Raw genomic sequence first — 21,757 nt, 5'->3', positions numbered from 1 at the left:
AGTGCTTTGGTAGGTGCTAAGCGTATCGGCTATGATGTGGCATATAGTATGGTACATCAGCGTTTTGGTGTAAAGCATATTGATGAGCTGACACCAAGCCAACTTAATGCAGCGATTGAGTATGTGCATAGCTTGACGCTAGACACTCAAAATGAGCATAACGCCCTATGGCGATTGATTGGTATCTTAGAGCATGAGCGTATCAGCAATGAGCTGAACAAGCTACAAAATATATTAAGTGCCGCAGACGCACAACTGCGTCGTATCAGAGCCAGCAGAGGTTTGATTTATGATGGCTTTAGTGAACAGCGCATAAAGTCTCACAATCCACGACTGCTACAAGAAGCCAAAAACTTCATTAACAGACAGCATGAGATGAAGCGTCTTTGACAAAACCGAACAAAGATAGTATTATGTTCCCATAATGTAATGTTGCATTATGCCAATAATTTTGCAAAAAAAGCTCACCGTAGCAGGTGGGCTTTTTAACAATAGCCTATGGAATATGACTTTTCAAAAACCAAGCGAGCCACACAGGTAGAGCATCTAAATCGCCTACGCCGTGAGCGACTGCTAGACGCTGATGTAGAGCACTGGCTGTCTTGTCAAGACACCAGCACCAAAAGCCACATTAGCGAGATGATACGCCAAATTATGGCAATCAAACAAGTGGCAATACACTAAAAGCCTGCATTTTGCGGGCTTTTTTATTGAAAAACAAAAATCCTAAGTACGCCAATACTTAGGATTTTTTATTTTTACCCTTATCGCACAAGGATAAAACATAAGTGAATTTTAACATAAAAATGCGACTGGATAAAGCTATGAAACTGATTGCGACAAATAAGACTTTAAGAATATGGACTTATTGGCTGATGGTAGCGATTGTTATGGTTACCATGGCTTATGCAGCCGATAATTTAGCAGAACTTGTCCGAGCAGTGCAAGGGCGATAATAAGGAGGCGTTATGGCGGAATTAACGCCAAAACAAGAAAAATTCTGCCAGCGATACATTGAGACAGGCAATGCCACACAGGCGTATCGTGACAGCTATGATTGCGAGAATATGAAGTCTGAAACGATTAACAACAAGGCTTATGAATTATTGCAGAAGGGTGAGATTACGGCGAGATTAGACGAACTTCGCCAACATCACCAAGACCGCCACGATGCCACCGTTGATGAAATGGTGGCTAATTTGCAAGAAGCCTATGAAATTGCCAAGATGAACGCCAATCCCAATGCCATGATTAGTGCGATTAACGCCAAGGCTAAGATATTGGGGCTTGATAAAAGCAGCCGCGCTGATATTCGCCTAAAAGAGTTGGAAGCTGAGCTAAAAAGCCTAGAAATTGAAAAACGCAAAGCCTGCGATGATACACAAGGTGATGGCAACACACCGCCTGTATTTAGCTTGCAGCCTGTCAGTCCGAATGGTTGATGTTACTTTCCCACAAATTCTAACCCCAGTATTTGATAATCTATCCACCAATCTGCATGACGCCATCACTTTATATGGCGGTCGTGGTGGGGCAAAATCGCAAGCCTTGGTGGCACTTGGGGTATTAGAAAGCTACATCGATGATGGCGTGATTTTGTGTTGCCGTGAAATTCAAAAGTCCATCAATGACAGTATTTATGGGGCGTTGGTGAGTTTTATCACCGACAAAAACCTAACGGCAGATTTTGATATTTTAAAAACCGAAATCAAAAATCGCCGCACAGGGGCAAAGTTTATTTTTGCAGGATTAAAGCACAACATCACCAACATCAAATCCATCAATAAATTGCGCTGCGTTTTGGTTGATGAAGCCGAAAATGTCTCGCAAGAAAGCTGGGACTATCTTAGACCTACACCACGCTATAAGCAGACGCGCATTTATGTGGTGTTTAACCCACGCTTTGAAGACGACCCAACTTACCAAGAGTTTGTCACCAAAGCCGATGAACGCACCTTGGTGATTAAAATTGGCTATCAAGACAATCCTTGGTTTCCATCATCGCTTGAAAATCAGCGACTGCGTGATTTGCGTGGCGACAGTGGGCGTTATGCGTGGATTTGGGAAGGTGAATTTTTAAAATTATCAGACGCAAGTATTTTGGGCCATAAACTCAGACAGCAGGATTTTGAGCTTGATGGTAGTTTTGGCGACCCTTTGATTGGCATTGACTGGGGCTTTAGCCAAGACCCAACAGCGGTGATTGAATGCTACGAAAAAGACGATACGCTGTACATCTACAACGCCAAATCCAAAGTGCAGCTACAGCTTGATGATACGGCAGATTGGCTCATTCGTCATGTGCCAAACATCACACGCTACACATCACGAGCGGACAATGCCAGACCTGAAACCATCGCTAAGGTCAAAAAAGATGGCGTAAAACTCATCAAAGCCTGCCGTAAGTGGAAGGGCTCAGTGGAGGATGGCATTGCACATCTGCAATCTTACAAAGCCATCATCGTGCATTCACAAGCGATGGATTGCTATGCTGAGCTTGTGGCGTATTCATATAAAAAAGACAAATTTGACGAGCCAACCGTCGTGCCAGCGGATAAAGACAACCACTTTGCTGACGCACTGCGTTACGCCATCGAGCCGATTATTGGGCGTGGCAAGTTTAGCTATTTGAATGTATAAGGTGCAAAGATGATTAACGACAGCTTAACAAGCCTGGTCAGCAATATGGGTAACAAACAGCGTGATAAGCTGGCAAGCACCAGTTATAGTGCTGTGATTTTATCCGACAGCGAGCTTATCAATGCCTATCATAACAGCTGGGTGGCAAGGCGACTGGTGGATATTCCTGCCAAAGATGCCATCAAAAACTGGCGAATGTGGCAAACGGACAATGAAAATTTAAACGCCATTGAGCGTGAAGAGGCACGGCTTGGCATTCAACAAAAACTGCTACAAGCTCAAAAGCTGGCACGAGTGCTGGGCGGTGCGGCAATTTACATTGGCACCAATGATAAAGATTTATCCAAACCGCTTGACCCAAGCCGCATTGGCACAGGTGGGGTGCGTTATTTGACCGTGATGGATAAAAACGCACTGACCGCCACTGAGTTTGACAACGATGTTACCAGTGAATTTTATGGCTCATACGCTTATTATGAAGTGGTGAATGGCACACAAAAGGTAAAAATTCACCCATCGCGCTTTATTTTGCTAAAAGGTGAAATGCGTGTCGCTAATACAAGCGGTTGGGGTAGTAGCGTTATTCAATCGGCATATAATTGGGCTCGTCATGCCGACAGCACCGCTCACAATATCGCCAATTTGATTTTTGAAGCCACCATCAATGTGTTTAAAATCCCTGATTTGTTCCACAGATTAGGCGATGTGGACGAAGAAAACACGGTTATGAAACGCTTAACGCTTGCCAGTGCCTCAAAGGGCATTACAGGCGATTTGGTGATGGATAGCGAAGAGGATTTTATTCGCACTTCGGCAAATTTTGGTGGTTTATCAGATATTTTAGACCGTTTTATTGTGTATGTGGGTGCATCGCAGGGCATTCCAGCCAGTAAGTTTTTGGGTCAGGCAAACAAAGGCTTTGGCGATGGTGAGGATTTAATCACCAATTACTATGACGATATTCGGGTCATGCAAACGCTTGAGTTGACCCCTGCGCTTAGAGTGTTTGATGAATGCTTGGTGCGTTCAGCCATCGGGCATTATCCTGATAATATCAGCTATCTGTGGTCGCCACTTGAGCAACAAAACGCAGGTGAGATTGCCAACACTGGTAAAGCATTTGCCGAGATGGGCAATACTTTGGTATCAGGTGGTATGTTTGAGCCACAAGAAGTTCGCTTGGCATTGATTAACCAGCTGGTAAATACGGATGTGTTGCCAAATTTGGGCGATGTGGTGGATGAGCTTGATGATGACTTACAATCTTAAAGAACTGCTTGGTAAGCTATCAAAAACTGTGCGACTGCCATTTATCGCCAATCGTCTGTCCAGTGAGCGCATTTATCAGCGAAAATTGGGCGGATTGGTTCGGCGGATTGGTAATGCGGTGGCAGATGGTGTATTGCCTGCTTATGCGGCGTATGTTGCCAGTGGTGAGGAAATCAGCGGTGATGAGATGATGGCGATGGTGGGTGTGGGTGCTGCCATTGCCACCGCCGAAGTCATCAACTGGGCAAAAGACTTTGTGCGTGGTGAGATGAGTTGGCATAATGATAAATTTGTCCAATCCATCAAAACTGCCACCAATCTTGATGTGTCTGCCTTGGTGCGTGTTGATGAGGCTGTACTTGATGATATGGTGTCTCGCAATGTTTCACTCATCAAAAACTTATCTGATGACACCCAAAACCAAATTAAGCAAGCCGTCATCAATGCTAAGATGTCAAAGCGCAGTGCCGATGACCTAAAAGCGGACATTGCGCATATCTTAGGCAAACAAGATAAACGAGCTACTTTAATCGCCACAGACCAGACGATAAAAATCACCGCTGATTTGAATGAGTACCGACAGCGTCAAGCTGGGGTAAGGTATTATCGCTGGGAAAGCACCGCCGATGGCAGGGTGCGACAGCTTCACAGGCAGCTGCATGGCAGGATTTATGAATGGGGCAAACCCACTGACGCAGAACAAGGCTTGCCACCGGGTAAGCCCATTCGCTGCCGCTGTCGTGCTGTGGCGGTTGTGCCAGCGTTTGAGCAGGTGAGTTTTAAAGACATTCAGCTTGACGATAATGACAGCGAGGTGCAGCGCCTACTGATAGATTTGTTGGACAACAAGCCCAAACTGCATGAAGCGATGGCAGCGGCCCAATATCAGGCATTTTTTGGGGTGCGACTTATTCGTCCCAAACCTGAATTTGTGAATGGCAACGCCAAAGCTGGCTTTGATTATCTGGTGGAACAGACGGGTAAACGCATTGATTTTATGTTTACCATGCACGGCTACCCCAAGAAAAAGATTGAGAAGCTCAATCAATTTTTTGCGCATAATGATACCACTTGGGCTGACAAAAAAGACGATATTCAAAGCCATTTGAGAAAAGCAGATATTGTACCACTGGATTTGCGTTATCTGACTGATGAAAACCGTACCATGTTAATTCAACATGTGCTATCATTACCAGTCAAACAGCAAAAGCAAATTTTATTTATTGAGTAAAGAAATGGCATCAGGCAAAGGTAATTTATACATTGGACAAGGTGAAAATTACATATACTTGGCGCATTATCTCACAACTTACTTTGATGAGGTTATCGTACCATTAAGTGAGTATATGAGCGATGATGATTTCTTGGATAGTGTAGAATATGGTGAGTTGATTGTTGGGTTTATCTCTGTTAGGCATTACAACAAAGAGATATTTAACTTAATTTATCGGCTTACCTTGCAGGCTTGTGACCGCAATGCGGATTTAAACCGCTATCGGCAGGAATTTATTAAAGCCTTTACAAAAGACCCACGCTATACCCCTTAATCAAAAAAACAGCCACCCGCACAGGGTGGTTTTTTATTGGAGTGAATAATGCAATTTACCGATACTGTTACCTTGCTTGGTACACGAAAGACCGCTGATGGTTATTTGGTTGCCGAAGTGGCTTGCGCTCGTACGGGCATTCAGCATTACCACGGCACAGAGATGGGTCGTGGTGATGGCATGATTAGCGTCTATCGAGACGAAAGCGAAGTGTTTGATGTGGCAAGCCTAGCAAGTTTTGTGGGCAAACCCGTTACCGACAATCACCCACCAGAGATGGTGAATGCTGACAACTGGGCGAAATATGCCAAAGGTACTATCGGCGAAGGTGTGCTGCGTGATGGCGAGCGTATCAAAGTACCAATCACACTGATGGACAGCGAGCTTATCCGTGCAGTGGAAAATGGCAAGCGTGAAATCAGTATGGGTTACACCGCAGATATTGTCTGGGGTGATGGACAAACCGCTGATGGACAACCTTATCATGCCAAACAAACCAACATTAAAATTAACCATCTTGCCATTGTTGATAAGGGCAGGGCGGGTGAAAGCTGCCGCATTGGCGATAAGCTATGGGGCGACAAACAACCAAAAGGAGTAAATCTTTTGAAAACTGTAATCGTGGACGGATTGACCGTTGAGACAACCGAGGCTGGGGCAGTGGCTATCAATAAGCTACAAACCGAAAAGCAGGCAGCAGAACAAAAAGTGGTAGATATGGAGCAGGCACACAGTCAAGCCATCGCCACCAAAGATGCCGAGCTTGCCAAAAAGGACGCCAAAATTGATGAACTGAAAAAACAAAAGTTGTCTGATGCTGATTTGGATAAGCTGGTGGCGGCTCGTGCTGATATTTTGGCAAAAGCCAAAGCCTTGCATGATGCTGACTATACAGGCAAATCAGAACAAGAAATCAAGCGCATGGTGGTTACCGCCAAAGTGGGTGATATGACAGGCAAGACCGAGGCGTATATTGACGCTCGCTTTGACTTACTGCTTGAAAATGACCCATTTGCCGAGGCAATGAAAGATAACAAACCTACTGCGGTACAAGATAATGGCTATCAGGCTTATGTGGATGAGCTAAGCCGTGCATGGGAGGGTAAATAATGACTTTTTTTAAACAACAGCCTGATGTGGGCGTGGCAGGCTCTATTGCCACAACAGAAAATAAAGATGTCATCAGTCGCACTGTTGAAAGTGACAATGGCATTGCTTTTGGCTTGGCGGTGGCACAAGGCGAAAATGACAAGGGCATTCGCATGGTAAAAGCTGGTGATACTAAATTTGTGGGTATCACCGCCTTAGATTTGTCATCACGAGTAGATAACCAGTTTTCACAGCATGAAGATGCTCGTGTGCTCATTCGTGGTGTGATTTGGGTGTCTGTTACCGAAGATGTGGCCGCAGGTGATGATGTCGCCGTTGATTTGGCGACGGGTAAATTTAACAAAGCAGGGGCGAAGTTTGCCAATGCCCGATATGAAACCAGTGCAAAAGCAGGCTCGCTTGCTCAAGTGCGCATCAATTAGGAGTGCAATATATGCCACAATTTAATGACAACCAGCTAAATTCCATGCTTAATTTTGTTGCTTCACAAAAAACGCATGTGGAAAAAACAGCTTATGAGACCAAATTCCCTGAAATCGTCTATCACAAACTTATCCCAGTCGATCAGTCAGCACCTGCTTGGACACAGACCATCACAAGCCTAACCTCGGAAGAACTTGGCGAGGCAGGGTGGATTAACGCCAATGCTGATGATATGCAGACGGTTGAATTGAAATTTGGCGCATCACAAAAGCCAATTCATGAGGCAGGTGTGGGCTATACTTATGGCTATGCCGAAGTGCAACAGGCAATGGCATTTGGTCGCAATCTTACCGCTGAAAAAGCCGTTGTGGCTCGTCGCGCTTATGAACGCTTTGTGGAGCGTGTGGCAATGGTGGGCGATAAAACAAAGGGCTTGCAGGGCTTAGTAACCCATGATGGTGTGACAACACTATCGGCTACCAAATCATGGCAAACAGCCACCCAAGAGGAGGTTTTGTCAGATATTAACGCCATGCTAAGTGCCACTGCCGAAGATACGCATTACACTTTGATGGCGGACACATTGCTATTGCCGCCAAAAGCATTTGAAATCTTGGCATCTCGCCCATTGGCAAATAACACAGGCTTGACGCTGCTTGAGTATGTGAAAAATTACAATGCCTACACAGCACAGACTGGTAAACCACTGGATATTCGTGCTATTGGGCATTTAAAAACAGCAGGTGCAGGCAGTCTAACCCGTGCAATCGCTTACACCAAAGACCCATCTGTGCTAAAACTGCACATTCCAATGGCACAGACCTTCTTACCAGTGCATCGTACAGGCTTGATGAACTTTAGTGTGGGCAGTATGTTCCGCTTGGGTGGTACAGACATTCGCCAGCCAAACGCCATTCGCTATATGGACGGGGTGTAAGATGAAAGTTATCAATCAATCACAAAAAACACTGGTCTTGCCAACAGGTGAGACCATTTTTTCTGGGCAAAGCCTTGAAGTTGATGCTTTTGATAAAGAGCATCATGTACTAAGGGCTTGGCTTGAGGTGGGACTGCTAAAACTTAGCGACACCAAGCCTAAAAAACAAGGGTCAGAATGAACACATTTATCCAGCGTTATCCAGAGTTTGCCGACCATGCAGGGGTGCAAATGGCGCTTGATGACGCAAGCCTTCTGATTACCTCTTATCAAATCAGCACCGCCCAAAAGCCACTTGCAGTCATGCTTTTGGCGGCACATTTGCTCAGCACTCAAGACACTGTCCCTGAACCACAGGTAAAACGCACCAAAGCCGATGTGCTGGAGGTAGAGTTTTACCAAAATACCAGTGGTGATGGGCTGGCTGATTGGTTCGCCCAAAGCCAATATGGCAAGCTGTTTTGGGCGATGGTGCAGAGTAAGCCAAGGGGTGTAGGAGTGTGCGTCGTATGATAAAGGCATTGATTAACCAAAATATTGCCAAAGCCTTTGATGGTGTTTTAAAAGACGCCATCAAAGATTTTATTGGTGAGGCAGTGACGGCAACAGGCGATTACAATCCTGTTACGGGTGGTTATGATAGCACCAAAACCACTTACCAAGGGCGTGGGAGTTTTGGCAGTTTTACCCAAGATGAGTTGATGGATGGCATGGATATTAACGATGTTAAGCTGATTTGCTTGGTAAAGGAAATTAGCGATACACCAAAGATTGATGATGTCATTCACGCAACACTGCTTGGTAAGCTAAAGGCATTTAAAGTTTTATCCGTTAAAACGGATAATGCCGAAACTGTCTATACCATCGCACTTAGGGGGCTTGATGTGGGATAAAGACCCAGTACTATTTGCTGATGTGGTGGCAGCAGATGTTACCCAAAGAGTAAAGAATATTGGCACAGATATGCTGACAGCGATTGTACAAAAATCCCCAGTGGACACCAGCCGTTTTGTCAGCAATACCAATGTCAGCATTAACCAAGCTGATGATGGCTTTGATGTGCATAAGCGATTGGGTAGGTCAGCTGCCATGGCACAGGGACTAAATACGATTAACAGCCTATCTAGCCCTGCAACCATCTATATCACCAACACCACACATTATGGTAAATATTTGGAATTGGGACGAAGTAGCCAATCACCAAACGGGGTCTATCACCCTGTATTTGTGGCGATTTCGGCAATGTATCGGCGGTAATTATGAGTAAAAATACAGTCAGACAGCTTGTTGAGACACGGTTTTTGGCATTTGATGGCTTGGATAATGCTCGTAAATATTATGCCAACACCAAAGAAATTGCAGCCCATGGTCAAGGGTTTTGGGCGGCCATTCGAGTAGAGTTTGTGTCTCGTAAAGTGGTTAGCATCAATCAAAATCCCTGCACAAGGCGATATGGCACGATTGTTATTGATGTGTATGGGCATTTAGGGCAAGGTACAGCAGGCATTAGTGAGCTGACCGATGCTTTAGAAGCGTGGTTTGACTTTTATCAAGCCGACGATTTGTGGTGTGGTGCAAGCCATACCGTAGATGCAGGCAGGGCTCAAACCCATTTTACAGGCAGGGCTCAAACCCATTTTATCAGCACCGTGTATGTGCCATTTGAATACGACGAACATAATTAGTTTTTTGAGGAGTTTTTAAAATGAGTAGAGGCAATAAGGTAGTTTTATCCATTGCACCACAAACTGATGTCAATATTAAGCCACAATCAGGCTGGCAGACTTTACCACGCAAGTCTGACAGCTTAAATCATTCGGTGGAGTTAACAGACAGCGAAACCATCAACGACAGTCGCCTAAAATCAGCAGGCATGCCAACATCAGCAACCGCCGAAGGTGATGTAGAGGTAGAGTTTGCCAAAGGGGCGTATGATGCGCTGTTAGAAGCGGCAGCACACAGTACTTGGGATAATAATGTACTACGATTGGGCGGTGATGAGGTACGAGCATTCGCCATTGAAAAGGCTTATACCGATACCAATCCGCCGCAGCACCATCTATTTAAGGGAATGCGTGTTAATACGCTTAGCATTGATATTCCAGAAACAGGATTTATCGGTGTTAGCTTTGGCTTTATGGGTGCAGGTTATGAACAAGGGTCGGCTGCTTATGCCACAGGTACAAAAACCGCAGACATTTCCCAAAAAGCGTCTAGCCTAACCGTAGGTGATATTAAAATCAATGGCTCAACCATGCAGGGCGTGGGCTGTGTTACTGGCTTTAAATTTGAATTGAACAACAATATTGAAAAACAAGCCTGTCTAGGTGCTGGACTGTACGGCTCAAAGCTGCTTGAGATGATGGCAGAGATGAGCGGCAGTCTGACGTTGGCTTATAGTGCCAAAACCCAAGAGATTTTAAACAAAGCCTTGACAGGTGAAACCGTTCAAATTGAAGCGACCATTAACACACCCGATGGCTCAAGCTATGTACTAAATATCCCAAAAGCACAAGTCAGCGGTGATTTACCAAGTGGCGGTGCAACTGATATTTTGTCGGCAGACGTCAATTACACTGTCATCGCAGACGATAAAAGCGATGCACCAACTTTAACACGAACTTTGGCATAGGAGCTAATCATGGCATTTATTCTAAAAAAGCAGACTGCTGAATTAAACACTGACAATGTGGGCGAATTTACCCACGCTTTGGGATTTAAAATTACTTTTCGATCGCTGTTTAATCCCAAATTTATGCGAGCGTCCGCCATGTTGGACGCTAAGCACATTTTAGAGCGTGAAAAACTTGAGCAAAGAAAATATGACGATGCTTTCTTTGATGATATTGACGATGAGCAAAACAACCCAAACACAATGGCGCTACAAGCCATTGGGCGGTTCTTGTTTGTTGATTTTGATGTGAGTGATGAAGATGGCAATAAGGTTGAGCCAACACCTGATAATTTCTTATTGCTATCAAAGCAAGTGGGCGACCCGTTCGCTTTTGTGGAATGGTGTATTGAGTGTGCTACCAAGGTGGCACAAGATAGTGCAGCAGAGCTTGAGAATATCAAAAAAAAGCCATCGACCGCTACAACTGGGAAAAAGAACACCAAAACCTAAGCGATTTTCGGCGTGATGTTTATGCTCATCTGGGGCTAGATGTTCCTGATGAGCCGCCAACAGATTATATTATCAATGCTCTGTTAAACATCTTTTACCTAGCAGCTCGCAGTAGGCGCTATGTGGGCGGTATGGGTGCTGTGGCACTACCATTGACGGTTAAAGACATCAGCGATGTGCTGTTTGCACACCCTGTTTATTTAAGCCGTACGGTGATAGACAGCGTGATATTTGCACTTGATAATCTGTGGCTTGAACAAAATCGTAGATAAGCAAAAACCCAACCGTGGGGACGGCTGGGTTTTTTGATTTAACCCTTGACGCAGAAAGGTTAAAACTTATGAAAAATTATATCAGATTTACCACAAAAACAAAAGTGGGAGGAAAGATGAGCGAAAAAGGCGCAGACCGTGCAGGATTATTACAAGCCATCGCATGGTTGATTTTATCAATATCGGTGTTGGTTGGTGTTATTGGGTTTTTCTATTAAGAGTTTTGCGCAAAGAATATGGGTTTATCAAGCGTTTTTTAATTTCAGGTGAATTATGGAACAGGTATCACGGCTTAGTATTGTCATTGATACAAAAAATGCCGAGCAACAAATCAAAAGTCTAAAAGCCGAGCTTGGTGGCATTAGTAAATCGGCAAAGTCAGCAGCTGATGGATTGGGTGCTTTAAACAAGACAAAAGATTTGCCAAAAATGCTTAGTGATGCCACCAAAAAAGCCAAGGCATTTCATGCGTCATTAAAGGCGGTTGATGGCAAAAATCTAAACAGCACCAAAAACGCTGTTAATGCGTTGTCTTCTGCCATGGAGCGACTTGGCAAGCACAGCAAAGGCAATTTAACCAAAACGCTTAGCACGGCATTAAAAGATGGCAATAAGTATGCTGATGGTTTTGGAAAGTCCATCGACAAAGCAGCGCAAAGTTTAGGATTATTTGTACAAAATAGCCACAAGGCAGCCTCGGCAGTACAAAAACTTAATTCATCATTAAAGCAGGCAGGTTTTGCAGGCTTTGCCAAAGATGTCAGTAAGACAAAAAAAGAACTTGATGGCATTGTAGGCACACTGCCTAAAGTCAAAGGCGCTACTGAGGCACTGGCAGATAGTAACAAAAAGGCTAGCAAAGAGACCCATGTACTAGAAAAAGCCTACAGCACCTTAAAATCTGCGATGGCAGGCTTTATGGCGTTTAATGCCTTGCACTCGGTACTGGCGACATCTGACGCCATGCAGACCTTATCAAGCCAAATCCGTGTTGCAACAAAATCCAGCGAAGAACACGCTGCCGCCATGCAAGCGGTGCGTGAGATTGCCAATGCCAACGGCACCGCTTTATCTGCGGTGGGTGAGCTATACACGGCAAATACACGAGCATTAAGCCAGCTTGGCAAATCACAGGTTGAAATTGTTCAATTTACCAGCAACCTAACCCGTGCTATGGCAGTGGGTGGTGGTAGTGCCGAAGGTCAAGCAGCTGCCATTGTTCAACTGGGGCAAGCATTAGCAAGCGGTGCATTGCGTGGTGATGAGTTTAACTCGGTATCTGAGCAAGCCCCTGAAATCATGTCGCTACTAGCAAGCCATCTAAAAGTAACCACTGGCGAGCTAAAAGAAATGGCGTCCAAAGGCAAAATCACGGCAAGTGTGCTGTATGACGCTGTGGCTAATGCCACCGATGAACTCGCTGAAAAATTTGGCAAAATGCCATTTACCATTGCCCAATCTCGCCAAGTGCTAAAAAACGAATGGGATATGATGGTTGGCGAGTTTATGAATGGCACATCGGGTATCAGCAGTGCCATCTCGCAGGCGATTTTGGCCATTGGTACAAATCTACAATCCATTGTAACCATCGGTGCAGGGGCGGCAGTTGTCTTTGGCGGACAATACGCTGCCAGTATGCTTGCCGCCAAATTGGGCGTATCTAGCCTGACAGGAGCATTGGTGGGTAAGGCTAGTGCCTTAGCAACCAGTACTGCTCAAAATATTGCCGATGCCTACAGTCAAAAAACCTTAACCGCTGCAACCGTGCAGCTAACCGCCGCCAAATCCGCCCTAAGCTCAGTAACATCCGCCCTAAGCTCAGTAACAGGTGCGGCAGTATGGACAGGGCTGGAATTTTGGGCAATGACCCATAAAACCACCACTGGCGTATTGGCATGGACACGCAGCACATTGACCTTATCAAACGCCAAGGCGGTGTTGTCCACTGCTATTAGCACAAGCGTCGCTACGGTCAATGGCTGGCGTATGGCAACCGCATCAGCAGTCAGCAGTGGTATTGCTTATGCCAAAAGCCTAACAACGGTTTCAGGTGCAAAACAAGCCATGGCAACCGCTGGCACATTAGCTGTGCGTGGGATAATGGCTACCGCTTCTGCCATGAAAACAGCCAGTGTGGCAAGCGTTACCTATACCGCTCGCCTTGTTACAGCAAATGCCACCAAGCGAGCAATGGTTGGTACAGCAACCCTTTTGGGGCGTGGTATCACAACGCTTGGCGGTGCATTTAAGTCTGTTGGGGCAATCATCATGGCTCACCCCTTGATGATGATTGGCGGTATTATTGCTACTATCGCTGTTCGCACTATGGGGCTAGAAAAGGCGATGGAAAGCCTATCGGATGCCTTTGGTGTCGCAGCAGAGCTATTAGGGCAGCTTGTTGATTGGGGCATTAAAGGCTTTGATAGCTTATGGGGTGCGGCTGGCGATTTTCTAAGCAGCTTTGGTATCGGCTCAAAAGACACCTGCGGCTCGGCAAGCAGTTATTTTGGTGAGATGTTTGCAGGCACAAAAGGCGGCTTTGTTGGCGTAATGCAGGTTGCTGCCAGTGTGCTTGACCGCATGATTGGTGCGGTTTATGGTTTTACTGATTATGCCATTACAGGCTTTGTCAACTTTGGCACTCGTGTTAAAAATGTGTTTGTGGACATTGCTCAAACCATTGAAGGGTTTTTTAATGGTCTTATCAATGGTGCAATCTCACAGCTGAACGGTGTCATTGGCACAATTAACGCAGGTCGTGCATTGCTCGGCTGGGATCCAATTAACACTATTAGCGAGGTCAATGTTACCGCTGGCTTAACCAAAGGTCAGATTATCAATAATCAATATGTAAACAACTATAATGGCAACTTTCTTCGCAATAAAATGGATGGTGCTATTGAAATCAACGAAACCAAAAAAGAACAACAAGCCAAGCTAAACAATCAAGGTGGCGGTGGCTCTGTCGGCAGTGGTTCTAATGACAAGGATGGCAAAGGCGGCAAAAAAGATGGCAAGGGTGGCAAGGGTGGCAAAAAAGATGGCAAGGGTGGCAAGGGTGGCTCAAAAAGCCTACTCAAAGCCGAAGTGGCAAAAGCCATTTTATGGGGTGCAAATGAGCTTGGCATTGACCCAAACCATCTTGCCAGTGTTATCAGCTTTGAAACTGGCGGTACGTTTAGCACCAATGCAAGAAATCCTGGCTCATCAGCCACAGGCTTAATCCAGTTTATGGAAGATGCAGACGGCAAGAAAGATGACAAGTACTATGGCATGACACGAGACCAGTTTGGCGCTTTATCTCATATGGAGCAGATGAAGTATGTGGTGCAATTTTTCCGCGCAAAAGGTCTAAAAGCTGGTGCGTCTATTGGTGATGTTTACGATGCGGTAACAGGCTATGGCTATCGCGCGGGTACTAAGGCTTATAATCAGAATAAGGTGTGGGACGCCAATAAAGATGGCTACATTGCCAAAGGTGAAAGCGTAAAATCAGGTGCGTTTAAGGCGCACATGAAAAACTTTTTCCCTAATGGTGGCAATATGCAAGATTTGGGCGAAGCTATGACTGAGCAGGCAAAACTTGCTATTGAACAAGCCAGAAAAGAGCGTGAACAAGCTGCGGTGCGCTTAGGCATTGTGCAGAGCTTTTATTCAGAACGCGCCAAGCTCGATGATGAGTACTTGGCCAAGCATGAAGCAATCACTAATGCAGGCTTTGGCGAGATGACCCAGCACTATCTTGACCTTGCCAAAGAGGAGTATCAAACCAAGCTGGGTTTATGGGAGCTTGAGCAAGACCGCAAAATGCAAGCAGCGACAGAATGGCAGCAAAGCGAAGAAGAGCGTATCCGCGCTAATGCTGAGCTTGAACGTCGCGCTGTCATGCTTACCGCTGAAATGTCGCAAGAGCTACGCACTGCAAGCATTGAAAAAATCAATCACGCAGAGATGATGGCGCTTGAACAAGTAGCCCGTGCGTATCAAGCCGAGCTTGAAAACCTAACTCAAGACAGCCGCAGTGAGCTTGAAAACTTGCTGCTGAGCTACGAGCGCAAACGTGATGAAATCAATAGCCGCACGGATTTATCCAGCACCCAAAAACTTGAAATGATTGAAGCTGTCAATGCCAATCAAAATCAAAGCGTGTTTAAACTGCAAGAGGATAAACGCAATCAAGTAAGCGGTCTGTGGCATGAGATTATGGGGACAAGCGAGCTTAATCAAATTGATGTGCAAATGCGCAATCGTAAAGAAATCATTGATGAAGCGCTTAAAAACGAAGTGATCAGCTGGCAAGAACACCAAACCATGATGCAAGCCATCAATGAACAGGCTGGACGTGCCAGAAATAACATGGTACTAGACCAAATGGGCGAGATGGCTGGCAATATGACAAGCATCATGGGCAATATCGTGGGTGAAAACTCTAAAGCCTACCGTGCGATGTTTGCAATGGAAAAGGGGTTTGCCATTGCCAAAGCCATCATAGCGATGAATAACGCAATCGCCAATGGTGGTATGTCGCTGCCTTTTCCTGCCAATCTTGGTGCAATGGCGACGATTGCGTCAAATATGGCTGGTATTGTTGCCAATATTCGCGCTGTACAAATGCCAATCGGACAAGCCCACGATGGCATTATGTCTGTTCCCAAGTCAGGCACTTGGAACCTTGAAAAAGGCGAACGAGTATTGCCACGGCATACGGCCAAAGCCCTTGATGCCAAGCTAGACAGCATGGGGAGTGGTGGCGGTCGTGCGGTCAATGTCACAGTGCATAACTACAGCGGTGAGCCGACCAAAGTCGAGACCGACGCCAACGGTGATATCCGTCTGATCGTCGGTGAAGAGCTGAACAAGCAACTACCCCAGCACGTCAATAACCCCAACAGCGAGTTTAACCGCTCGCTGAAAAACAACTACCAACTACAACGGAGATTATGATGGATTTGCCAAAATTACAGCTAAGACCACAACTCAATGGCTATGGCGTACAACTTGGTAATGATGTCATCACAACCGAAGTAGAACATGGTATGCCACGCCAACGCCTACAAAGTGTTGGTGTGGTGCACCGTGTATCGCCTACATACCGATGCACAAAGGCACAATATCAGTATCTCATGACTTTTTTGCGTGCCTATCGTGCTCAAGCGGTGATGATGTACCATCAATTTGATGAGATTGAGCCGTCATGGTATGAGTGTCGGATAGTTAGTGATGTATCAGTACAGCACGTGGGTTATCAAGTTTATGACGTTTCATTTGATGTAGTTGCTAAATCTACACGCCATAACATTGACCAAGATTTGGGCTTTTTGGCTACCTATGAGATGAGCCAAGGCGAACAAGATATCTTCTTCAATCATCTTGAAAAACTGGTCAACCAAGACTTGCCAAACGCTACAAGGGGATTGTGATGGTTACAGATGCTGAGAAGTACTACTGGCTCGTTGGTCGTCATGATGATGTACGCCTAGAGTGTATCGAGATTACGCACCCTAGCTTTAGCCGTGCGTATCGTTTTGTGCGTAATCATACCGACGGTGTACGAGTGCGTCACGAAAACGGCACTTATTATGACTATGACTATCTACCCATCACCATTCAAGCGGCGAAAACTGGCGAAAGCCTAGAGCAAGCTTTTACCATGGGTATTGGCGATGTTGGCGAAGTGATGCCGTTTGAGATACAGCGATTACGCAATGGCAAGCACGCCCATGTACGCCCAACGCTCAATTATCGTGTGTATCTATCCAGTGACCTAACCACACCGCTTAATAGCGTGTTAGGGCTTGAGATTACCGACAATCAGCCACAAGGGCAAGGGGCTGTGTTTAAGTGTAAAGCCCGTGAAGTCAATGCGACGGCAACAGGCACCAAATACACGCTGGATAGCTACCCAACGCTAAGGGGCTTTTTGTGATTTATGATGACAAATATTACAACTGCCTGCATTATGCCGTCGATAAGTATCAAGCCATTACAGGCATTGGCATGGACTTGTATGTATCTGAGCTGATGACAGACAAGGATAATCGCAAGATTAACCCTGCTAAGCTTAGCCAGTTTACACCGCTTGATACACCTGTATCGCCCTGTTTTGCGGTGATGCGTGGTGCGACAGTACATGCAGGCGTATATCACGATGGGCTAATACACCATCTGACCGAGAGCGGTGAGCAAGCTATACCGCCACATATCGCCCAACTACAACACGGATCAATAAAGTATTATGCGTTTTATCCGACTTAATATTATTAATAACGCCTTTGAGCATGGGAGCATTGTCACAGTCAGTGGCGATAATCTCTACAAGCTTGTACAAAGCGTCTATCCTAAGGGCTTACCGCTCAATACTAGCTTATATTATGGAGCGTGGGATAGTGAGTGCGATGTCACGCCAAAGGCTGCACAAGACATTGAGCGTATCAATACGCTTGACGGTGAGTTTTGGCTCGTGACTTATCCTGCTGACCCTGTCACATTAACCGTTATTGCGGTATCAGTTGCGGTATCGGTTGCGGTTGCGTACCTGATGCCAAAGCCTGAAATCCCCAATGCCGGAGGCTCAAGCCAACCGCCAAGTCCAAATAATGCCTTGGCAAGTCGTGGTAATCGTCAGCGTCTGGGCGGTCGTGTACCTGATATCTTTGGTGAGGTGTGGGCTTATCCTGACCTGATTGCACCGACTTATAGCGTGTATATCAACCATCAAGAGGTTGAGTATGCGTACATGGCGTTGGGTGTTGGCGAATATGAAGTCAAAAAAGCGTATGATGATACTACGCCGATTGGCTTTATCAACGGGGCAGCGGCATCTGTTTTTAACCCGAACAAGTCATTTTTGGATGCACCGGATGTCAGATTTGGCAGTCATCTGTCAAGCGATGAGACCACTTACAATGCCTTATTTGTCAAGCGTTACGGTGCGGTCAATGGTCAAGTACTACCACCGCCGAATAACTATGTGATACTCAATGATGGCGTATCGTTCCGCCCACCAAACATTATCAGCATTGCCAATCGTGATTTATCGCAATTTAAAGTTGGCGATGTGCTAATGGTTGAAGGTGCGTCCGCTTTGCCATCCATCAATATCCGCCAAGCATATAGTGATGTGGGGCGTAACTTACTATACTTATCTGACCGCACTAAAACAGGCGTATATCTGACAGGACAATACGAGCTAACCAAAGCACCTACAGCAGGGCAAAAAGTGACAATCACGCTATGGGGTGAGCTTGACCAGCACCACACAAAATGGGCTGTTTTTAATTCTAGTGGCTCAAGCTCAGTGCATCTGCTGGGCGAACTAGACAATGCAAAAAAAATCGCCGATGGCATCTATCAAACGACATTTACGTGGAAAGATAACAGCATCAATACGCACTTGCTTGTCTATCAAATGCCAAACGGCAACGGCAACTTATCACGCATTGACCGCATCAAGCTTGAGATTGGTGATGTTGGCACGGGCTATAGCCAAGCCCCTGAAGAAACAGGACTACCGCCAATGCTGACTTATAATCTTGGCGGTAGTTATACGATTGATGCGATGACTGTTGAGCCTGCGCAAGCTGAGACACCAACACAACCTGCCAAGCCACAAATTACCAATATTGCCTTGCGTACACCGCACTATGTTGCACAAGATTGGCAAGCTTTGATTGATAACATGGATATTGCTGTTGGTGCGGGCGTTGTATTATCAAACGAAGAAAAACCGATTTGGCAAGGTTGGTTTTATACCGATTTGACCGAACATGATCAAATCTTGGTCAATGTCAAAGCCCCTAACGGCTTATATGTCAGCCATGGCAATGAGTGGGAGGTGTTAGCGGTCGATATGCTTGTTGAGAGTGAGATTGTCGATGACAACGGACAACCAATAACAGGTACGCAACATTATTCACACCTGACGCTAGGTTCGGTCAAGCATGACCACTATAGCACGCCCATCCGCAATCAACGCACCAATGACGATGATGTGCGACGCACTGCGGCTGGTACATTTGCGATTATCAACCCACACTTTGGGCGTGGTAAGCGTATGCGATGGCGTATCAGACGCTTAAGCGGCAAAGTACACTCAGACAAAGGTCAAGTGGTCGAAGAAGTGCGTATCGCTGATTGCTTCGGTGCACGGCATATGACTACCGCCGATACACCGCCTAATGTTACGCTAGTCAGCACAAAGACGCTTGCGACCGAAGGTGCGTTATCGCTCAAAGAGCGTAAGCTCAGATTGCTTGTACAGCGTAAGCTTAGAGATTATCGCAATGCTGATAGCCTGATACTATCTAATCGCATTGACGATATTATCTACAATATCGCAACTGACCCGCTAAACGGTGCGATGCAACCAAACGAGCTGAATATGGCACAAATCAGCAATGAGATTAACGCTCAGATAGCATACTTCGGTACAGATAAATGTAGCGAATTTAGCGGGACATTTGATAATACCGATGTCACAACTGAAGAGATGATACAGACCGTCGCTCAAGCAGGATTTTGTCAAGCGTACAGGTTAAACAATCAAATCCATCTGCATTTCGAGCGTCGGCAGGATTATGCGGTGGTGCAGTTTAACAGTCATAACATCTTGCCTGATAGCTACTCATATTCTGAGAGTTTTGGCGCACGGAATGACCATGATGGCGTGCAGGTCACTTATACCGACCCTATCGATGATGCCAAGGTTACGATGGATTATCCTGCTAATAAGTCCGCCCAAAAGCCCCAAAAGCTTGATTTGCTTGGCGTGCGAAACAAAGTACAGGCACATATGCACCTGATGCGAACGCACCACAAAAACCAGTTTGCGTACAAATCGTGTGAGTTTACGGGTGCTGATGAGTCTGGCATTGTCATCCCAACCAATCGCATTGATGTCGCAAGCCAGTTACAAGCCGATGTCATGCAAGGCGTGGTTGAGAGCCTTGAAACGGTCAAGGGTCAGATTATCGCACGATTATCAGAGCCGTGTAGTATCAGCAGTGGCACGCTGTTTGTGCAGACCACGGCGGGTATTGTCGATAATATCGCCATCAGTCAGGGCGATGATAAGTACAGCGTCGTGCTGTCTCGTATGCCATCACAGCCATTGTCGCTATCGCCCAGTGCTGTAGTGCGTGCAACTTATAAGATTGTCGCACATACTGAGACTGACCGTGATGCGTATATCGTCAGTGGCAAAAGTGCGGGCGAAAATCCCTTGTCGCATAAGCTGACTTGTGTCAATTATACAGACAAGTATTACCAAAACGACAGTGATTTTAAAAAAGGTTTAATCAGTCTTTAAATTATGTCGGCGACATTGATGTCGTCAACATCCACCAAGCCCTTGTATATCAAGGGCTTTTTTTATTGAGAGGTAAAAAAATGACAGAGCCAATCACAATACAGCAGCTCAAGAACGCCAGCCTTGATGCTGAATCACTTGCCAGAGCGGTGAATGGCGATGAACATACAGATGTACATACACGACTTGGGCAGCATTATCCATCACTAAAAAAACTGCTTAAATTATCTAATGATTACATCTTGGGAACGGGAGCAACATCGAACACGATTGTCGGACTAACAACTGCGTCAGGCAACGCACGAACGCAAACCGCAAAGAATTCAGACATAATTAGTGTCAAAGATTTTGGCGCGGTTGGTGATGGCAGTGCGGACGATACAGCCGCATTTAACGCGGCTAAAAATAGCGGACGACTTGTATACATCCCAGATGGGACATACAAGCTGAATCACAATATTTTGTACAATAATTTTTTTGGATCACAAAATGTGCAATTCAATCAGAGTGTTGCGACAATGCACAACATCACTGCGACGAAGAATGAGACCACAGGCATGGAGCTAATTGCGCATCGCGGATTCGTGCGTCAAGTGCCGCAGAATACGATACTTGCAATGAGTTCTGCGCTCAGAAGCGGAGCAGATTCATTAGAATGCGATGTACAAGTCACGGCTGACGGCGTATGCGTATTGTATCACGATACAGAAGTGGATCGGCTAACAAGCGGCACAGGACAAATTAAGCATAAGTCACATATAGAAGTAAGAACATTAAGATTCACTGGGCTGCAGAACACAATGTATGCGACTGAATATATTCCGACTTTTGATGATTTTGTTAATTTTGCTAAAAAGAAAAATGTTAAAATTTATCCAGAAATCAAAGAATATCGCAGCATAAACGACATCAGCCTAATGCTCAATATTGTGAAAAAATACAATATGCAAGAACAGTGTGTATTTCAGTCGTTCAGAATGTCAGATCTTGAGCACTTACGCAGTTTAGATGTCGATGTCGGCATTGGCTTGCTGGGCGGTGGCGTGCCGAATCACGACACGCTACAAAAACTATCACACATGGGCAATGCTTTTTTGCTTTGGAATTATTGGCTATTTTCAAAACCCG

At 45.6% G+C, this 21,757-nt stretch carries 24 protein-coding genes and 1 pseudogene; all 25 read left to right on the top strand.

The annotated features are described in order from the left end of the window. Positions 1–390: pseudogene (locus B0181_RS12160) on the top strand (hypothetical protein); the annotation flags it as partial. A gap of 108 nt (positions 391–498) precedes the next feature. Next, positions 499–684, top strand: a complete 186-nt coding sequence (locus tag B0181_RS10570; protein ID WP_078277463.1) for a hypothetical protein — start codon at positions 499–501, stop codon at positions 682–684. 284 nt (positions 685–968) lie between these two features. After that, positions 969–1,442 carry a terminase small subunit gene (locus tag B0181_RS10565; protein WP_078277462.1) on the top strand — a complete coding sequence of 158 codons (474 nt, stop codon included), beginning with the start codon at positions 969–971 and terminating at the stop codon, positions 1,440–1,442. Then, positions 1,435–2,640: a PBSX family phage terminase large subunit gene (locus B0181_RS10560; protein ID WP_165474545.1), complete on the top strand. Its 1,206-nt coding sequence runs from the start codon at positions 1,435–1,437 to the stop codon at positions 2,638–2,640. The genes B0181_RS10565 and B0181_RS10560 overlap by 8 nt, the downstream gene beginning before the upstream one ends. A gap of 9 nt (positions 2,641–2,649) precedes the next feature. Then, positions 2,650–3,909 (top strand): anti-CBASS protein Acb1 family protein, encoded by a 1,260-nt coding sequence (locus B0181_RS10555; protein ID WP_078277460.1) that lies wholly within the window; start codon positions 2,650–2,652, stop codon positions 3,907–3,909. Next, positions 3,890–5,140, top strand: a complete 1,251-nt coding sequence (locus B0181_RS10550) for a minor capsid protein (RefSeq protein WP_158078968.1) — start codon at positions 3,890–3,892, stop codon at positions 5,138–5,140. Before B0181_RS10555 ends, B0181_RS10550 begins: the two co-directional genes overlap by 20 nt. Next, positions 5,133–5,456 carry a hypothetical protein gene (locus tag B0181_RS10545; RefSeq protein ID WP_143821603.1) on the top strand — a complete coding sequence of 108 codons (324 nt, stop codon included), beginning with the start codon at positions 5,133–5,135 and terminating at the stop codon, positions 5,454–5,456. Before B0181_RS10550 ends, B0181_RS10545 begins: the two co-directional genes overlap by 8 nt. 48 nt (positions 5,457–5,504) lie before the next feature. After that, on the top strand, positions 5,505–6,566 hold the full coding sequence (locus B0181_RS10540; RefSeq protein WP_078277457.1) for a DUF2213 domain-containing protein: 1,062 nt from the start codon (positions 5,505–5,507) through the stop codon (positions 6,564–6,566). Continuing rightward, a complete protein-coding gene (locus B0181_RS10535; protein WP_078277456.1) occupies positions 6,566–6,988 on the top strand; it encodes a structural cement protein Gp24 in 423 nt (140 codons plus the stop codon). Before B0181_RS10540 ends, B0181_RS10535 begins: the two co-directional genes overlap by 1 nt. A gap of 11 nt (positions 6,989–6,999) precedes the next feature. Then, entirely contained in the window at positions 7,000–7,926 is a 927-nt protein-coding gene (locus B0181_RS10530; protein ID WP_078277455.1) for a DUF2184 domain-containing protein, read from the top strand. Between the two features lies 1 nt (position 7,927). Beyond that, on the top strand, positions 7,928–8,107 hold the full coding sequence (locus B0181_RS10525; protein WP_078277454.1) for a hypothetical protein: 180 nt from the start codon (positions 7,928–7,930) through the stop codon (positions 8,105–8,107). Beyond that, positions 8,104–8,439, top strand: a complete 336-nt coding sequence (locus B0181_RS10520; RefSeq protein ID WP_078277453.1) for a DUF4054 domain-containing protein — start codon at positions 8,104–8,106, stop codon at positions 8,437–8,439. The genes B0181_RS10525 and B0181_RS10520 overlap by 4 nt, the downstream gene beginning before the upstream one ends. After that, positions 8,436–8,819, top strand: coding sequence for a hypothetical protein (locus tag B0181_RS10515; protein WP_078277452.1), 384 nt, complete (start codon positions 8,436–8,438; stop codon positions 8,817–8,819). Before B0181_RS10520 ends, B0181_RS10515 begins: the two co-directional genes overlap by 4 nt. Then, entirely contained in the window at positions 8,809–9,183 is a 375-nt protein-coding gene (locus B0181_RS10510) for a hypothetical protein (protein WP_078277451.1), read from the top strand. The genes B0181_RS10515 and B0181_RS10510 overlap by 11 nt, the downstream gene beginning before the upstream one ends. Positions 9,184–9,185: 2 nt before the next feature. After that, positions 9,186–9,611, top strand: a complete 426-nt coding sequence (locus tag B0181_RS10505; protein ID WP_078277450.1) for a hypothetical protein — start codon at positions 9,186–9,188, stop codon at positions 9,609–9,611. A 20-nt stretch (positions 9,612–9,631) separates the two neighbouring features. Then, positions 9,632–10,558 carry a phage tail tube protein gene (locus B0181_RS10500; protein ID WP_078277449.1) on the top strand — a complete coding sequence of 309 codons (927 nt, stop codon included), beginning with the start codon at positions 9,632–9,634 and terminating at the stop codon, positions 10,556–10,558. A gap of 9 nt (positions 10,559–10,567) precedes the next feature. Next, positions 10,568–11,050, top strand: a complete 483-nt coding sequence (locus tag B0181_RS10495) for a hypothetical protein (protein ID WP_078277448.1) — start codon at positions 10,568–10,570, stop codon at positions 11,048–11,050. A gap of 131 nt (positions 11,051–11,181) precedes the next feature. Beyond that, positions 11,182–11,322 (top strand): hypothetical protein, encoded by a 141-nt coding sequence (locus tag B0181_RS12155; protein ID WP_158078967.1) that lies wholly within the window; start codon positions 11,182–11,184, stop codon positions 11,320–11,322. Positions 11,323–11,390: 68 nt separating this feature from the next. Further along, a complete protein-coding gene (locus B0181_RS12230) occupies positions 11,391–11,540 on the top strand; it encodes a hypothetical protein (protein WP_169835766.1) in 150 nt (49 codons plus the stop codon). A 55-nt stretch (positions 11,541–11,595) separates the two neighbouring features. Further along, positions 11,596–16,266, top strand: coding sequence for a tape measure protein (locus B0181_RS10485; protein WP_078277446.1), 4,671 nt, complete (start codon positions 11,596–11,598; stop codon positions 16,264–16,266). Further along, on the top strand, positions 16,263–16,742 hold the full coding sequence (locus B0181_RS10480) for a hypothetical protein (protein ID WP_172462131.1): 480 nt from the start codon (positions 16,263–16,265) through the stop codon (positions 16,740–16,742). The genes B0181_RS10485 and B0181_RS10480 overlap by 4 nt, the downstream gene beginning before the upstream one ends. Then, positions 16,742–17,248, top strand: coding sequence for a DUF1833 family protein (locus B0181_RS10475; protein WP_078277444.1), 507 nt, complete (start codon positions 16,742–16,744; stop codon positions 17,246–17,248). Before B0181_RS10480 ends, B0181_RS10475 begins: the two co-directional genes overlap by 1 nt. Further along, entirely contained in the window at positions 17,245–17,577 is a 333-nt protein-coding gene (locus B0181_RS10470; protein WP_078277443.1) for a hypothetical protein, read from the top strand. The genes B0181_RS10475 and B0181_RS10470 overlap by 4 nt, the downstream gene beginning before the upstream one ends. Continuing rightward, on the top strand, positions 17,558–20,629 hold the full coding sequence (locus B0181_RS10465) for a host specificity factor TipJ family phage tail protein (RefSeq protein ID WP_078277442.1): 3,072 nt from the start codon (positions 17,558–17,560) through the stop codon (positions 20,627–20,629). The genes B0181_RS10470 and B0181_RS10465 overlap by 20 nt, the downstream gene beginning before the upstream one ends. 80 nt (positions 20,630–20,709) lie before the next feature. Next, on the top strand, positions 20,710–21,757 hold a 1,048-nt coding region (locus B0181_RS10460), incomplete at its 3' end, for a glycerophosphodiester phosphodiesterase (protein WP_078277441.1).

This window comes from Moraxella caviae (assembly GCF_002014985.1).
In the GTDB taxonomy this organism is placed as follows: Bacteria; Pseudomonadota; Gammaproteobacteria; order Pseudomonadales; family Moraxellaceae; genus Moraxella; species Moraxella caviae.
This window is presented reverse-complemented; position numbering and strand designations above follow the sequence as displayed.

Bases quoted from the DNA above. Each gene is read 5' to 3' on its own strand.
- B0181_RS10525 (WP_078277454.1), top strand. From the start codon at position 7,928: ATGAAAGTTATCAATCAATCACAAAAAACACTGGTCTTGCCAACAGGT.
- B0181_RS10510 (WP_078277451.1), top strand. From the start codon at position 8,809: ATGTGGGATAAAGACCCAGTACTATTTGCTGATGTGGTGGCAGCAGAT.
- B0181_RS10555 (WP_078277460.1), top strand. From the start codon at position 2,650: ATGATTAACGACAGCTTAACAAGCCTGGTCAGCAATATGGGTAACAAA.
- B0181_RS12155 (WP_158078967.1), top strand. From the start codon at position 11,182: ATGGGTGCTGTGGCACTACCATTGACGGTTAAAGACATCAGCGATGTG.
- B0181_RS10540 (WP_078277457.1), top strand. From the start codon at position 5,505: ATGCAATTTACCGATACTGTTACCTTGCTTGGTACACGAAAGACCGCT.
- B0181_RS10550 (WP_158078968.1), top strand. From the start codon at position 3,890: ATGATGACTTACAATCTTAAAGAACTGCTTGGTAAGCTATCAAAAACT.
- B0181_RS10500 (WP_078277449.1), top strand. From the start codon at position 9,632: ATGAGTAGAGGCAATAAGGTAGTTTTATCCATTGCACCACAAACTGAT.
- B0181_RS10485 (WP_078277446.1), top strand. From the start codon at position 11,596: ATGGAACAGGTATCACGGCTTAGTATTGTCATTGATACAAAAAATGCC.
- B0181_RS10505 (WP_078277450.1), top strand. From the start codon at position 9,186: ATGAGTAAAAATACAGTCAGACAGCTTGTTGAGACACGGTTTTTGGCA.
- B0181_RS10535 (WP_078277456.1), top strand. From the start codon at position 6,566: ATGACTTTTTTTAAACAACAGCCTGATGTGGGCGTGGCAGGCTCTATT.
- B0181_RS10520 (WP_078277453.1), top strand. From the start codon at position 8,104: ATGAACACATTTATCCAGCGTTATCCAGAGTTTGCCGACCATGCAGGG.
- B0181_RS10475 (WP_078277444.1), top strand. From the start codon at position 16,742: ATGGTTACAGATGCTGAGAAGTACTACTGGCTCGTTGGTCGTCATGAT.
- B0181_RS10495 (WP_078277448.1), top strand. From the start codon at position 10,568: ATGGCATTTATTCTAAAAAAGCAGACTGCTGAATTAAACACTGACAAT.
- B0181_RS10530 (WP_078277455.1), top strand. From the start codon at position 7,000: ATGCCACAATTTAATGACAACCAGCTAAATTCCATGCTTAATTTTGTT.
- B0181_RS10515 (WP_078277452.1), top strand. From the start codon at position 8,436: ATGATAAAGGCATTGATTAACCAAAATATTGCCAAAGCCTTTGATGGT.
- B0181_RS12230 (WP_169835766.1), top strand. From the start codon at position 11,391: ATGAAAAATTATATCAGATTTACCACAAAAACAAAAGTGGGAGGAAAG.
- B0181_RS10480 (WP_172462131.1), top strand. From the start codon at position 16,263: ATGATGGATTTGCCAAAATTACAGCTAAGACCACAACTCAATGGCTAT.
- B0181_RS10560 (WP_165474545.1), top strand. From the start codon at position 1,435: ATGGTTGATGTTACTTTCCCACAAATTCTAACCCCAGTATTTGATAAT.
- B0181_RS10570 (WP_078277463.1), top strand. From the start codon at position 499: ATGGAATATGACTTTTCAAAAACCAAGCGAGCCACACAGGTAGAGCAT.
- B0181_RS10565 (WP_078277462.1), top strand. From the start codon at position 969: ATGGCGGAATTAACGCCAAAACAAGAAAAATTCTGCCAGCGATACATT.
- B0181_RS10465 (WP_078277442.1), top strand. From the start codon at position 17,558: ATGCGTTTTATCCGACTTAATATTATTAATAACGCCTTTGAGCATGGG.